Source organism: Arthrobacter sp. ISL-69 (genome assembly GCF_018613775.1).
Lineage (GTDB): Bacteria > Actinomycetota > Actinomycetes > Actinomycetales > Micrococcaceae > Arthrobacter.
The window spans coordinates 174140-187614 of sequence record NZ_JAGGPO010000007.1 but is presented as its reverse complement, the minus strand read 5'-3'; the positions used below and the strand labels follow the sequence as shown (position 1 = coordinate 187614).

Genomic DNA, 13475 nt, shown 5'->3' with positions numbered 1-13475 from the left:
TTCACCTACTTCGCCCACCCCACCTTCCGGAGCCAGCCTGCCAGGATGGGCAGCACCACTGCACTGTTCATCGCCCCCAGGTGGTCCAGGCCCGGAAGTATCTCGACGTCCCATCCGGCCTTGATGAGTGCCTCCCGGTGCGCGGCGAGGGGGTCACCGATCCGCACCTGCACGCCACCCCACTTGGGTCCGTAGTCGATCCGGTCCTCGGCGCCGGCGAAGGCGAGCCGCGCCAGGCCAGGCGGCAGCACGGCGGCGAAGTCGTCGAAGTCCTGGAGGGCTTCGTAGAGGGTCATGAATTGGCGGGTTTGCGCCTCACTGGTCTGGATGGCCGCCGAATCCCAGTCGCCCGGCTCGGCTACAGGCGCCGGCGTGTCAGGATCTGCAGGCCGGGCTGACGCGGCATGCGCCGCCCGGGTCACCGCCAGCATGCTCTGGTACGGCCCGTCGAGGGGCGGGAATCCGCCCATGGCGAGCGCCCGGACACGGTCGGTGCGGATCGCGAGCTGCAGGCCACTCAATGCCAGCCAGGAATAGCCGTAGTACGCGAAGCCTTCGGCACTAGCGGCATCAGCAATGGCCAGGAAATCGGCAGCCACATGCTCCGGGGTGAGAGTGTCCGGTGCCGGGTGTGCCATCCGGTGGCCTTCGTAGTCCGCCACGATCACCCGGTTTGAGCTTGCCAGCCCCTTCACCAGGTTGGGGCCGAGGTCCGGGTCGCCGCCCCACTGCCGCAGCGTTTCGGCTTCCGCCGGCGTGTGCGCCGCGAGGCTAACCGGCAATAGGAGTGGCGGTCCTTCTCCGTGGATGGAGACGGCGATGGTCGATCCATCGTGCTGGACGGCGTCAGCACTTTCAGCCATGGCTTCATCCCTCGGTGTGAGGTAAACGTGGAGGTCTTAAGCATGCCACCGAGCTGGCCCAGACTGGCGGCAGGCGTGATGGCGGCTTTTCGGACGCACGGGGCGGAACAAGCTTTGGAATACCAAGCAGCGGAAGTGCGTGCCGCCTCGGTCGAGGGTCGATTGAGCCGAAACCGTTGATGCTGAAGGGTGTTTCAGACAGATTAGGTGTCAGCGCCGGAACCTCCACTGCCCCTCTGGCCTCATTTTGGAATACCAAGTAACGTTTAGGTATCCGCCTTCGCCCCAAGGGCGGCTTTCCCCAAGGAGACAACGATGTGCCTTCACGACCACACTTCCGCCCCGCAGCTGCCGGCCGACGTCCCGCGCCGCGGCATCCTGGCCGGTGCGGCCGCCCTCGCCGGGATCTCCGTCGCGAGCATCGCCGCCCAGCTCGGCGGGGCCCCGGCAGCACGCGCCGCGGAGCGCCCGTCCGGGCCCAACTACCCGGGCAGCCCCATCGCACACCCGCCCCTGATCATCGAGGGCGGCACCATCGTGGATCCCAAGACCGGTGACGCCGTCGAAGACGGCGTGCTGGTGCTCGACGGCGGCAAGGTCGCCGCCGTCGGAAGCCGGGACGCCACACGGAAAGCAGTCGCCGCCGTCGCCGGCCGCGCCCAAGTCCTTAACGCCTCGGGCCGCTGGGTGCTCCCCGGTCTCATCGACGTGCATGTCCACGCAAACGCGTTCGCCGATGCCCGCGCCATCCTGCAGGGCGGTGCCACCAGCGTCCGGAGCGGTTCGAGCAGCTACTACCAGGACGTCGCGCTGGCGGCACTCCCCGACTGGGCGCCGGGCGTCTCGCCGCGCATGCTGCCCGCAGGACTGTTCATCTCCCCGGAGCTGGGCGACTCCCTCCTCGCGGACCCCGACCTCGCGCCGCTGGCCACCCTCTCCGGGGGCGTCAAGGACGCAACCGACCTCGCCTACCTGACCCGGGTCAACCTCAAGCGCGGCGCCGAAGTCATCAAGACCCGCGCCAATCCCCGCGCCGGGCTGCCTGAGCAGGATCCCCGCGAACTGGTCTACAACTACGAGCAGCTTTCGGCTGTGGTCAAGGCCGCCAAGGGCGCCGGAGTCCTGTGCCACGCCTACAGCGCCGAGGGGATCGACGGTGCCGTCCGCGCCGGAGTGCGCAGCATCGAACATGGCGTCTTCGTCACCGAGCAGACCATCGCCGAGATGGCCCGCCGCGGGACTTACTTCACGCCCACCATGGATGCCATCACCAGCATGGCGGCGTCCGCCAACCCGATCCTCGCCGCCCGCGGCAAGGAGTACACGCCGATTCTCCAGGCTGCCGTCCGTGCCGCGCAGGACGCCGGCGTGACGATTGTGGCCGGCACCGATTCCTTCGGGACCGACGTGACGCCGATCGGCACGGAAGCGCGCCTCCTCGCCGAGGCCGGGCTCTCCCCGCTGGAGGCATTGCGGTCCGCGACGGTCCACGCCGCCCGGCTGCTCGGCTGGAGCGAAACGGCGGGCCGGCTGGTGCGCGGTTCCTTCGCCGACGCCATCGTGGTGGACGCCGATCCCCTGGCGGACGCCTCCGCCCTGGAGAAAGTCAGCGTCGTCATTGCCCAGGGAGCCATAGTCCGCAACGGGCTCTAAGCGGACGCGTTGTCTTCCACAGTGCATGTCGTCCACGACGCGTTGTCTTCCACCGGGCCAGGCCATACCGTGAAGGGACGGTAGCCGAGTTGCAGGTGCGGGCATGGGAAGTACTTCGTGGGCAGCGCGCTTGTTCCTGTCGTGCCTCGTGGCGGGCGGCATTCTTGCCGGCATGGCTGCCGGCACTCCTGCCGGTGTTCCGGGCGGGTCCAGCCCGGTGGCTGTCCCGGCCCGGGCGCCGGCAACCGCACCTGCAGTTCCGGACCAGGCGTATGAAACGGTGGATGCCTTCCTCCGCGAGCAGATAGACGTCCTCGGAATTCCGGGCGCGGCCCTTGCCGTCGTCAGGAACGGCGTGCAGGTGCACTCCGCGGCGTTTGGCCGGGCCGATGACTCCGGCCGCGCCATGACCGCGCAGACGCCCGTGCTGCTGGCGTCCACAAGCAAGTCGCTCACTGCCCTTGCCGTGATGCAGCAGGTTGAGGCCGGCCGGCTGCAGTTGGATGAGCCGGTGCGGACCTACCTGCCGTGGTTTACCTTGAAGGACAACCGGTCGGCCTCAATCACGGTCCGTCATTTGCTCCATCAATCCAGCGGCATGGCCTCGGGGGACACCGCCTTCGAGGCTTCCGACGCACAGGGCCCGGAAGCCATCGAGGAAGGTGTCCGCGCCCTGTCGGGTTCCCCGCTGGCCGGAGAACCGGGCGAAGCTTTCCGGTACGCCAGTGCCAACTTCAATGTCCTGGGCCTCCTGGTCCAGACGGTCTCCGGCCAGCCGTTCGGGGACTACATGGAGCAGCACGTTTTCGGGCCCCTGGGCATGGCTCACAGCCATCCCACCCGGGCGGCTGCCCGTGAAGACAACATGGCGTCAGGCTATTCGCTGTGGTTCGGCGCATTCTGGCGCCCGACCGACGTTCCCGCGCCCTCCACCGGAATGCCCTCCACCACCATGTACGCCTCGGCCGAGGACTTGGGCCATGAACTGGTGGCTCTCCTGGGCGAGGGACGGTACGGCGATCGACCCCTCCTCCAGCCGGAAAGCGTGGATGCCCTGCTCACGCCACGGGCCCGCGTGGACGGGTCCAAGGAGTATGCCATGGGGTGGTTCACCCGGCCGCTCTCGGAGTCAGCCGAAGTCGACGGTGACGTACCACGGGTCCTTGAGCATCAGGGGGAATGGGGAAACTCGCATACGTTCAAGGCCATGGTTCCGGCTTCCGGCCTGGGCGTCGCCTTGGTGGTCAACGCCAACGACACCTCGGCTCCCTCACGACTTAAGGCCCTCGACAGCAACGTCCTGCGGATTCTCCATGGGCAGCCACCGGCGCCGACTGTGGTCCAGGAGGACTGGCTGCAACGCTACAGCTGGGTGGTCTCGTTGGCACTGCTGTTGGCCGAACTGCTGAGCCTGGCCCTGGCTCTCACCGTCCTGGTCAGAACCGGCCTGTTCCGAAAACGCGCCCCGACCCGAAAGCGGTGGTTCCTGCTGGCATATGCTGTCACGGCTCTCGCCCTCGACGCGTTTGCGCTGTGGCTGTGCCTCATCTACGCGCCCAGCAGGTTCGAGACCAATCTGGCTGTCATCGTCCGCCAGTTCCCCGACGTCGGCATCTCGCTGGTGCCGGTGCTCTTGTTGGCCATCGTCTGGCCGCTCCCCCGAACTGTGCTACTCGCCAGGGTGTTTACCTCTCGTCCAGCTCCCGGCAGGCGGCAGTCCACGTAGCGTGCCTAGGGTGGACGGGGTCGCCGGCGCACGGCCGGGGACCCGTCATCCAGGAGGAACCACATACGCACAATCCTGACTGCCGCGGCCGCTGCCGCCCTCATCACCTCGCTGGCGAGTCCCGCAGTCGCCGGGCGCCGCACTCAAGACCAACGAGCGCAACGGCTCCTTCGACCCGCGGTCCCACCGCGGCGGCCGCGGTGAGTGGACCGAGGAATCCCTGGCGGCGTTCGGCAACTCGCTCAGGCTGGGTGTGACGACGCTGGAGCTGGACACGCACCTGACCGAGGACGGCAAGGTCATCGTCTGGCGTGCAGCCTCATGAGCCCGTGAACTTCGCCCGTTTCCTCTTCCTGGACCCCCGCGGCAAGACCGCATACCGCCACTGGAACGACTCGGCCGAACAAATCGTCGCCCTGCTCCGCGCTGAATCAGGGCGCGTGCCCGCAGATCGCGCCCTCCGCGGCCTCATCGAGGAACTCTCCAACGGCAGCAGCGAGTTCGCAGCGCTCTGGGAGGCCCACGATGTGCGGATTCACCTCGCCGGCAACAAGCTCTTCCACCACCCCGACGTGGGCGACCTCGACCTTGGCTACGAGGTAGCAAGCGGTCGCTACCCCGAATAATTCAACAGCTCGCAAGGTCCTGAGCACCCCTAGCCTCACGCCCTTCTATCTGCCTGCTGACTGGCGACCATCCCCCGAGAGCATCCGGCATCAGATGAAGCATTGGTGGTGACCGCTAAAATGTCAGACCCTCGAGCCAAACTTGTGGGTATGGGAAGCACCGCAGCAACTGACGCCTTGGACGCCATCACGACGTCCGTTGCTGCGCTGTATCGCGTTGTCGACAGTAGACGCCCCAGCGAAGAGTCCTGCTCGGATCCTTTGCGGCAGCTGGCCGACGACTGCCTGGACGGGCTGGCTGAGCTGGCCCGCATGGATGCCCGGAGTGCGGCCCTCAAGGTCCGGCTGACTGACACGTTTGTCGAGGCAACCAGGGCCATGGCGTCCCCGGCGGTGTCGCCCCATGAGCAGTCCGAGGCTGATATGGGCCTTGTCGCCGAATTGGCCTGCGTCCTGACTGTCAGCGAAAGAGCCGCGGGAGCATTCCTGCAGGAAACCCGGCAGCTCACCACAGCCCTGCCACTGACACTCGCAGCCCTGCAGGCCGGGACCATTTCATGGCAGCACGCCCGGATCATGGTTGAGGAAACCACTGATGTCCCCCCGGCCGCTGCCGCCGCATTGGAAGCGCACTTCCTGGATCCTGACGCCGTGAACGCTGCGCGGGGCTGTCCGGTCGGGGATCTGGTGCCCTCCCGGTTCCGGGCAAAAGCCAGAAGTTGGCGGGAGCGCCACCACCCTGTCAGCATCGAACAGCGCCACCGGACCAGCGTCCAGGACCGGCGACTGGAATTCGCCCCGGACCGCGACGGAATGGCGTGGCTCTCCGCGTACCTGCCCGCCGACGCCGCCGCCTCCATCTGGAACCGTGCCACTGACGCCGCCAGGGCCCTCCAAAACCCGTCCGAGCCGCGAAACCTCTCCCAACTCCGTGCAGACACCGCCGCCACTTGGCTGCTCGCCGGTGTCGCTGAAGGTGTTCCGTCGCCGAAGGCGCAGGTCCTGGTCACCGTACCTGTACTTTCGCTCCTGGGCGCCACCGAAGAAACCGCCGTCCTGGATGGTTACGGACCGATTCCGCCCAGTATGGCCCGCCGGCTGGTCGCAGACGGCGCCACCTCGTTCCACCGCGTTCTGACCGACCCTCGCGTCGGCGCACCGCTGGAAATAGGACGCGCCAGCTACCGGATTCCGGCGGCCATGCGCCAATGGCTACGCCTCAGGGACGGAAAATGCCCCTTCCCCGGGTGCAATAACCAGTCCCTCGATACGGAGGCGGACCACGTCCTGGCTTGGCACGACGGTGGCGCCACGGGGATCTCCAACCTCGGCCAGCCGTGCCGGAAGCATCACCGGCTCAAACACACCACCGGTTGGACACCCATTGGCGCCAGCCGCGACGCACCGCCCGGCTGGGTGGCACCGTCAGGGCGCCGCTACGCCAGCGAAAGATACGACTGGGAACCACCCTGGATGCCCTACCCCATAACAGGGCCACCGGGCATGGCTCACCCTGCCGATGGTCCGGACTACCTCACGGATGCAGACCTCCACCAAGGGACGCACCACGCCACCGGCGCAGACCTGCCCGTTAACCTATTGCCCGTTGACCCGTTGCCGGAATGGGAGACGTGGATCGCAGCCTAGTGGCATCGCAGCCAGGCTGCGCCTCGCCTCAACCCTCGGAGCCTCACACACCGCACTGCGCCGTGACTTGGACAGCGCGGCTGCCTTCGGATGCGGTTGCTCGGAAACCTAGGTGTGGCCGATGCGCTTCCGTCGGTCGCGCCACGCTCGGCGGAGGGAGCCAATGGTCACGAAAACCGCGATCCCTCCGAAAATCAAAGTCAGGATCGTGCCTACTCCCCTAAGAAACACGCCGTCGCTTTCAAAGCCCACCACCCTTGCCTCGCCAGGGTCGGGTGCCCGGTACACCACCGTGACTTCCTCGCCCACAACAGGGTGCTGGTCATGGTCAACGGCGGCTCTGGTGACATGGACCAATCCATCGGCCGACCGGAACTCCACCGTGATCTTGCGGTTGGACGCCTTCGTTACGTCATTAAATTCAACTATCGTTCCAGCGGCACGTTCTCCGGTCCGCACAAGCTCTTCGTCGGCGTTGATCAGGTGGGTGCCGACGCCGATAAGCACCGGTCCGAGACACAGCACCAGCACCGTAACAACTAGATTCACCAGCCGCGAGAGCACCGGTTTCGATTTGCGGTTCAGAGGCGCGTTCGGCAAAGTCACGCCTCCATTCTGCCGTAGCCCGGGTCAGCCCTCGGGAGGCCCGCCCGGCGGAAAGGCCCACCCGGCAGAAAGCTCAGCCCGCAGCAACGCCACCGGTATCAGCAACTCGTGGCCAGCAACTCGTGGTTGGCATCGCCGCCGGGCAACTTACGCCCGGGCGTGCGGGGCCAGGGCCTCGCTGAGGAACTCGAGGTGCGCCGGCTTTGGAGCGGTGGTGCTGGCGGCGTACTCCGGGTGCTTGGTGAGGAACTTCTTGATGTACGGGCACACCGGCACAATGCTGATTCCGGCCGCTACCGTCTCGTCCAAGGCCACGGTGGCCAGCTGGCTGGCCAGCCCCTGACCCCCGTATTCCTCATTAATCACGGTGTGGTAGAAAATCCGCTGCGGTAAGTCACCGGCGTCGTACGTTTTGTACACGGCCTTGCCGATCACGTTTCCGGCAACAAGCACTTCAAAGCGCTCGCGGTCCGGGTTGTGGCGGATGGTGGCTTCAGTCACGGGATCTCCTTGATCGGGGCTTCTGCTACAGCCTAACCTCAGGGGAGCTGCTGTTATTTCTGACAGCTGCTATTTCTGACTGAGGAGCAACGATGGCCGTCAACGACAACGAAGCGCAGATCCTGGACCAATGGAGCCACCGGCTGGCCCAGGCGCTTCAGCTCCTGGACCTCGACTTTGACCGGGAACTCATCCTGGACCTGGCCGGGGAGTCCGCGCGCTCGGTGACCCACGCAGCCGCGCCAATCACCGCGCTGATGGTGGGCTACGCGGCCGGGCTCGCCGCCGGCACTGGCAGTGCCGGCTCCAAGGAATCGTCAGCCGCGGCGGTCGCGCAAGCAGCGGGGGTGGCCCTGCAGCTGTGCGAGCACGGAGCCGACGGCGGTCCGGCCAGCAGCGGCTGGGCCGACACCGCCCAGTAACACCCGGCCGGTAGGGTGATAACACCGCACCGACAGGAAGGCACCCAGTATGCAGGTCCCCCTCTATGTATGGATTCTGACCCTTGTCGGCATTTTGGGCCTGCTGGCCTTCGACTTTTTCTTCCACGTGCGTAAGGCGCACTCCCCCAAGCTCAAGGAGTCGGCCACGTGGTCCGCCATTTACGTGGGCCTTGCCCTCCTCTTCGGCCTTGGCGTCCTGATGTTCGGCGGCACCACCATGGGCACCGAATACTTCGCCGGCTATGTCACCGAAAAGGCCCTGTCCGTGGACAACCTTTTCGTCTTCCTCATCATCATGTCCAGCTTCAGGGTCCCTCGGGCGGACCAGCAGAAAGTGCTCCTGTTCGGCATCGTGTTCTCGCTGATCGCCCGCACCGGCTTCATCTTCCTCGGCGCGGCCCTCATCAACAGCTTCGCCTGGGTGTTCTACATCTTCGGCCTCATCCTGCTGATCACCGCCGGCAACCTGCTCAAGCCCGATTCGCACGAGGAGGAAAGTGAGGGCTTCGTGGTCCGGCTCGCCCGGAAGTTGCTCCCGGCCTCGGAGCACTACGACGGCGACAAGCTCTTTACCGTGGAAAACGGCAAACGCGTCCTCACCCCCATGCTCCTGGTCATGGTGGCCATCGGCGGAACGGACATCCTCTTCGCGCTGGATTCCATCCCCGCCATCTTCGGCCTCACGCAGAACGTCTTCGTCGTGTTCACGGCCACGGCCTTCTCACTCATGGGCCTGCGGCAGCTGTTCTTCCTCATCGACGAACTGCTGGACCGCCTCATTTACCTGTCGTACGGTCTCGCCGCGATCCTCGGCTTCATCGGCGTCAAGCTCATCCTGCACGCGCTCCACGAGAACAACCTGCCGTTCATCAACGACGGGCAGCACGTGAATGTCCTGGAGATCAGCACCGGCCTCTCGCTGATCATCATTATCGGCGTGCTGGTGATCACGGTCCTGGCCTCGATCTACAGCCCCAAGGGCAAAGCCAAGAACATGGTCTCCCGCGCTAAACGGCACGCCACCGATTACGTGGACCTCAATTACGAGACGGACATTGCCGAGCGCGAGGCGATCTTCAACAAGATGGTCCACGAAGAGCAAGAACTCAGGAAGCTGCCTGAGAAGTACAAGCGGCTCATCAGGAACCAGACCGAGTTCATGGACCTGATCAAGCAAGCCCACGCCGAGCACGACGAAGCCCTGCACCGGGAAGGACGCGCGTAGCACCGGGTCAGCCAGCCCGACGCAACCCGCCGGATCTCGACCGGCGGAGTCCCCTGTTCTACGCTCGAAGCATGCCCCGCTTAAGCGTCAACGGCATTGACCTCTACTACGAAGAGCACGGCGAAGGCGTACCCGTCCTGGGCATACACGGGACACCCAGCTCCGCTCTCCTGTGGGAAGACGCCGCCGTGGAACTGGGCAGGATCGGCCGGTGCATCATCTACGACCGCAGGGGCTTCTACCGCAGCGGCCGCCCCGAGCCGTTCGACGCCGTTGGCCTGACAGAGCACGTGGACGACGCCGCCGCCCTCCTGGAAATCCTCCATGCTGCGCCGGCGGTGGTCATCGGACGCAGCACCGGCGGTGAAATCGCCCTCTACCTCGCCCACCGTTTTCCCGAACTCGTACAGGCACTTGTGCTGCTTGAGCCGGCGGTCTTCTGGATGGACCCCAAGGCCTTCGCGTGGGCAATGGAACTGCGGAAGTCAGTGCTCCACGCCGCCGCCAAGGATCCGTGGCGGGCCGCGGAAAGCGTCGTTCGTTTTGCCCTTGGCGACCAGGCCTGGGAGGCTTTGCCGGCCACTTTCAGGGACATGTTCGCCGCCACCAGCCCGGCCGTCCTCGCGGAGATCAGGGGTGAAGGCCTGGACCTCAGCGAGAAGCAGGCAGAACTGGGTGCCGAGGAACTCGGACAACTGCGCCAGCCGACGCTGCTCGTTTCCGCCGAAGATTCTCCGGGGGTCTTGCGCCTGGTCAACTCGCGTCTGGCGGAGGCACTTCCCCACTCCGAGAGCGTGCTGGTCAGCGGCGGCCACCTGATCAACCCGGCGCATCCCGCCGTTCTCGAGTTCGTCCGTCGCTTCGCAGCGGCGCGCGAGTGACGGCGTTCGATCAGTACACGTGCTCAGTACACAACGTCGAAGCTGCTGAACTCCCCCGTTGCCGCCGATACCGACTCGGCCACGTGGTCCACGCGCCCCGGCGCATCCTCGGACCTCAGCCAGCGGCGGAACTCCAGAACCACCGCCTGGGGACCTTCGACGACGACGGCGACCGTACCGTCGTCGTCGTTCCTCACCGTTCCGGTCAGCGAGAGTTCCTCCGCCTTCCGCACGGTCCAGTAACGGAATCCGACCGCCTGGACGATGCCCTCCACGCGGGCCTGCAAGCGGACGTCCGTGCCAGAGTCCTGATCTGCAGCATGAGCCATGGTTCCAATGTAATGCCGGGACCGGGGGTTTCGCTCCCTCAGGCTTCCGGGTTGATGTTGGCGGCATGCTTGGCCTTGCGGCGCCTCGAGCGCGACCAGACGAGGAGGGCACCAATGGCTCCGATGAGCACCGGGACGGTCACGCCCAGTGGCTGGGCCCAGTCCTTCACGAGCGCATTCAGCACATAGCCGAGTTCAATCTCCACCTGGATGTTTTCCCGGAACGTCTCCAGGCTCAGGTCCGGACCGTCCTCCGCCGTGGCGAACAGCTGCAGGGTCATGGTTTTCCGGCCCGACTCCTTGGGCGTGATCCACCAGCGCCATTCCGCGACGCCCTCCACGGGAACCAGCATCTCGCCACCTGGATTTCCGGCCCGCTCAATGTCCATTCCCGGGCCGGACAGGTCCGCCCGCATCTCTTCGCAGACAATGGGCGCACGCGTTTGCACCGGGTTGTTGCCGGGGATCTTCTCTTCATGGCCGGCCCCGGGATCGCCCATGGTGACGTGCAGGACGAACTCCCGGGTCTCTCCCTGACGCATGGGCGACGGCGGCCTGAACGTCAGCTCGCCCTCCAAGCACGTGTCCAGGATTTCCTTGGCCCGCCGGGCCCGTTCGAAGGCAGTAGAGGTGGGACCCGGCGGACGACTTGCTGTCTCTTCGGGCAAGGGCCCGGTGACCGTCGCGGTGGGGCGCGTTGTAGGGAATGGTCCCGCACCGGGCTCCGTGTCGGAAGGGCCGCCGTCGCCGGGCGTGGGTCGCGTGGCTGAGGCCGACGGCGACGGTCCGGCGTTCGGCACCGGCGTGCACGCGGCCAGGCCCGCGGCGATGCACAGGGCTACCAGGGCGGATGCAATTGCCTTCGCACCGCTCACGAGCCGCTGCTTCCCCAGTGCGTACATCAGAACTCCGACTTATCGGACTGCGTCCTGATTCGAGTCTGCGCGGGCGCATTGGGCGAGTCAAGGAGCGCCGCAGCTATCCTGCGGGCCGCAACGAGGTGATCATCCGCCGGATATTCCGGTACTCGCCGGTGTCCGCGTACAGCTTCGCCTTTTCCAAGTACGGGAGCGCCGGATCCACGGGGGTGGCGTTGTTTGCGGTGTCGTAGACCGCGCCGAACATGGCGCCGCTGGGCGGCCACCTGAACAGCAGGAAGATGGGACACTCCAGCGTCCCAATTTTCTCCGGAATCATGGTGATGCCGTAGGCCGCAATGGTTTCAGCCGTCCTGGCCGGAGCGGAGGCATCTCCCCTGGTTTCAAACATGAACCGGGGCACGTTTTCGTTCGGCACGCCCTTCTCAGCGAGCACCGTCATCGATTCAGAATCCAGCACCGTAAACGGGTACTGCTGCACGCACTCCAAACCGGTGACCACCTTGGTCTGCAGGACAGCCATCGGCTTCCCTGCGGCATTCAAAACCTCCACGAACATCCCGCCGAGCGGTGATGTTCCGGCGGGATCCTTGACGGTCCAGTCGCCCGGATAGTCGAACGTCAGGTCACGGTCCGACGTCGTAAACGTCTTCCAGCCGGACGCCGTCGGTGACGGCAACCGGCTCGGGGACGTTGCCGAAGGCGCCGGTTCAGTCGGTGTTACGCCGGCCGTCGCACTTGGCGGGACGGCCGACCCGGTGGGCGCGCCCGTGGCTGTTCCGCTGGTAGTTCCGTTTGTGGTCCCGCTTGGCGACGCGCTGGGTGGGGTGGCCGTCGCGGCCCCCGTGTCAGGCGGGGCGGCAGGGGGTCCGCAGGCTGCCAGGAGCACCGCGAGGCAAGCCCCGGCAGCAGTTGCGGCCCCTGAACGTGCCGGTCCAGGTGATCCATAGCCGGGCTTCATTGATCGGCGCATGCAATCCTCCTCAAGCAAGCTGAGGGGTTAATTGTGGCCCTGCCGTTCGCGGGTGGACCGGGACGGGGGCAATTTGCCGCCAAAACGTTGCGCGCCGCGGGTTGCTCCGCGGTGCGCAACGGTTCCTGCGTGCGCAAAGGTTCCGGCGTGGCCGGGTCCGCCTAGGCGGCGGGCCGCAGCGAGGTGATCATCTTCTTGATGTTCTTGTACTCCTGGGTGCCCGTGTAGGCCTCAGGGGTGTCCACATGCATCTCGTTGCCGGGAGTGGTGTCGAAGGGGTCGTAGACGCCGCCGAACATGGCGCCGCTGGGCGGCCATGTGAAGAAGTGGAAGATGGGGCACGCTTCGGTACCGCTGGGTTCGGGGGCCGTGGTGATGCCGTACGCGAACAGGGTCATCAGCTTCGGATCCGTGGCGGTGGTGTCCGTCCGCGTCTCGAAGGTGTACCGGGGCACCCTGCCGTCCTGCTCCAGTGCCGGAACGGGCTCGGATTCGTACACTCCGAACGGCTGCTTCTCGGTGCATTCGGAGCCGGTGACCATGTTCGTCCTGAGCGTCGCGAGGTTCTTGCCGTTGGCGTTGGTGATGTTCACGAACACGCCCCCGGGAGCAGCTTCGCCGGCAGGATCGGTGATCTTCCACTCGGCCGGGTAGTCGAAGATCAGGCCGTCCGCGGTTGTGTGGGACTTCCAGCCGGCTTCGGGATCCGAGGGCGCTGAGGTGGAGGCTGTGGCGCTCGGGGAAGTTGAGGCGGGGGTGGGGGTTGCCGAAGCGGTGGAAGTGGTGTCCGGGGAGTTCGTCGACGGTGACGATGCCGGCGGGCCGCAGGCTACGAGCAGAAAGGCGAGGCCTAGGGCCCCTGAGACTGCGATGGCCGAGGGTGCTGAGCGGTGCATCTGTTCTCCTGAATCTCATGAGACCGCGAATAGTTCCTCAATTGTGAACCTCCGCCAACGCACGCTCCAGCAATAAATCCAATCGATGTCCAGATGTTATTGGCAGAGCGACCCGCACTCCGGCTGCCGGCCCCGGGAAGGAGCCGCGCCGCCGTCGTGCGTCCCTGCAGCCCTTTCCTGCCCGTAGGATCTGAACAATAATCGAACCGAGCCCAATCATCAGACCAG

General features: G+C 66.0%; 15 protein-coding genes. 8 read left to right on the top strand and 7 right to left on the bottom strand.

From position 1 onward, the window contains the following. Positions 1–5: 5 nt before the first annotated feature. A complete protein-coding gene (locus J7I79_RS04260; protein ID WP_214950705.1) occupies positions 6–863 on the bottom strand; it encodes an alpha/beta fold hydrolase in 858 nt (285 codons plus the stop codon). A gap of 315 nt (positions 864–1178) precedes the next feature. On the opposite strand from J7I79_RS04260, the gene J7I79_RS04255 reads away from it, so the two are divergent. The 5 genes from J7I79_RS04255 to J7I79_RS04235 all read left to right on the top strand — a co-directional run bounded on the left by J7I79_RS04255 (position 1179) and on the right by J7I79_RS04235 (position 6515). After that, entirely contained in the window at positions 1179–2516 is a 1338-nt protein-coding gene (locus J7I79_RS04255) for an amidohydrolase family protein (protein ID WP_214950703.1), read from the top strand. Between the two features lie 103 nt (positions 2517–2619). Then, on the top strand, positions 2620–4242 hold the full coding sequence (locus J7I79_RS04250; RefSeq protein ID WP_214950695.1) for a serine hydrolase: 1623 nt from the start codon (positions 2620–2622) through the stop codon (positions 4240–4242). Positions 4243–4321: 79 nt separating this feature from the next. Continuing rightward, entirely contained in the window at positions 4322–4567 is a 246-nt protein-coding gene (locus J7I79_RS24885) for a glycerophosphodiester phosphodiesterase family protein (protein WP_396020163.1), read from the top strand. Next, on the top strand, positions 4554–4868 hold the full coding sequence (locus J7I79_RS04240) for a hypothetical protein (protein WP_214950693.1): 315 nt from the start codon (positions 4554–4556) through the stop codon (positions 4866–4868). Before J7I79_RS24885 ends, J7I79_RS04240 begins: the two co-directional genes overlap by 14 nt. Before the next feature lie 150 nt (positions 4869–5018). Next, a complete protein-coding gene (locus J7I79_RS04235) occupies positions 5019–6515 on the top strand; it encodes an HNH endonuclease signature motif containing protein (protein WP_214950691.1) in 1497 nt (498 codons plus the stop codon). Between the two features lie 108 nt (positions 6516–6623). Here J7I79_RS04235 and J7I79_RS04230 read toward each other — a convergent pair whose 3' ends face one another. Both J7I79_RS04230 and J7I79_RS04225 read right to left on the bottom strand, forming a co-directional pair. Beyond that, the gene (locus J7I79_RS04230) at positions 6624–7121 is read right to left on the bottom strand and encodes a DUF3592 domain-containing protein (RefSeq protein WP_214950689.1); all 498 of its coding nucleotides are present in this window, start codon (positions 7119–7121) and stop codon (positions 6624–6626) included. A gap of 147 nt (positions 7122–7268) precedes the next feature. Continuing rightward, positions 7269–7622 (bottom strand): GNAT family N-acetyltransferase, encoded by a 354-nt coding sequence (locus J7I79_RS04225; protein WP_214950687.1) that lies wholly within the window; start codon positions 7620–7622, stop codon positions 7269–7271. 92 nt (positions 7623–7714) lie between these two features. Between J7I79_RS04225 and J7I79_RS04220 the strand changes: the two genes are divergently transcribed. From J7I79_RS04220 to J7I79_RS04210, 3 genes are all read left to right on the top strand, one after another. Beyond that, a complete protein-coding gene (locus tag J7I79_RS04220) occupies positions 7715–8044 on the top strand; it encodes a DUF6457 domain-containing protein (protein ID WP_214950685.1) in 330 nt (109 codons plus the stop codon). 49 nt (positions 8045–8093) lie between these two features. Then, positions 8094–9290 carry a TerC family protein gene (locus J7I79_RS04215; RefSeq protein WP_214950683.1) on the top strand — a complete coding sequence of 399 codons (1197 nt, stop codon included), beginning with the start codon at positions 8094–8096 and terminating at the stop codon, positions 9288–9290. 71 nt (positions 9291–9361) lie between these two features. Further along, entirely contained in the window at positions 9362–10171 is an 810-nt protein-coding gene (locus J7I79_RS04210) for an alpha/beta fold hydrolase (RefSeq protein ID WP_214950681.1), read from the top strand. Positions 10172–10194: 23 nt separating this feature from the next. Here the strand turns inward: J7I79_RS04210 and J7I79_RS04205 are convergent, their stop codons facing one another. The 4 genes from J7I79_RS04205 to J7I79_RS04190 all read right to left on the bottom strand — a co-directional run bounded on the left by J7I79_RS04205 (position 10195) and on the right by J7I79_RS04190 (position 13247). After that, positions 10195–10500: an acylphosphatase gene (locus J7I79_RS04205; RefSeq protein WP_214950679.1), complete on the bottom strand. Its 306-nt coding sequence runs from the start codon at positions 10498–10500 to the stop codon at positions 10195–10197. Between the two features lie 38 nt (positions 10501–10538). After that, positions 10539–11402: a hypothetical protein gene (locus J7I79_RS04200; protein ID WP_214950677.1), complete on the bottom strand. Its 864-nt coding sequence runs from the start codon at positions 11400–11402 to the stop codon at positions 10539–10541. Positions 11403–11478: 76 nt separating this feature from the next. Next, complete coding sequence (locus J7I79_RS04195; RefSeq protein WP_251042355.1) at positions 11479–12057, bottom strand: hypothetical protein; 579 nt, start codon at positions 12055–12057, stop codon at positions 11479–11481. 455 nt (positions 12058–12512) lie between these two features. After that, complete coding sequence (locus J7I79_RS04190) at positions 12513–13247, bottom strand: hypothetical protein (protein WP_214950673.1); 735 nt, start codon at positions 13245–13247, stop codon at positions 12513–12515. Positions 13248–13475: the final 228 nt, after the last annotated feature.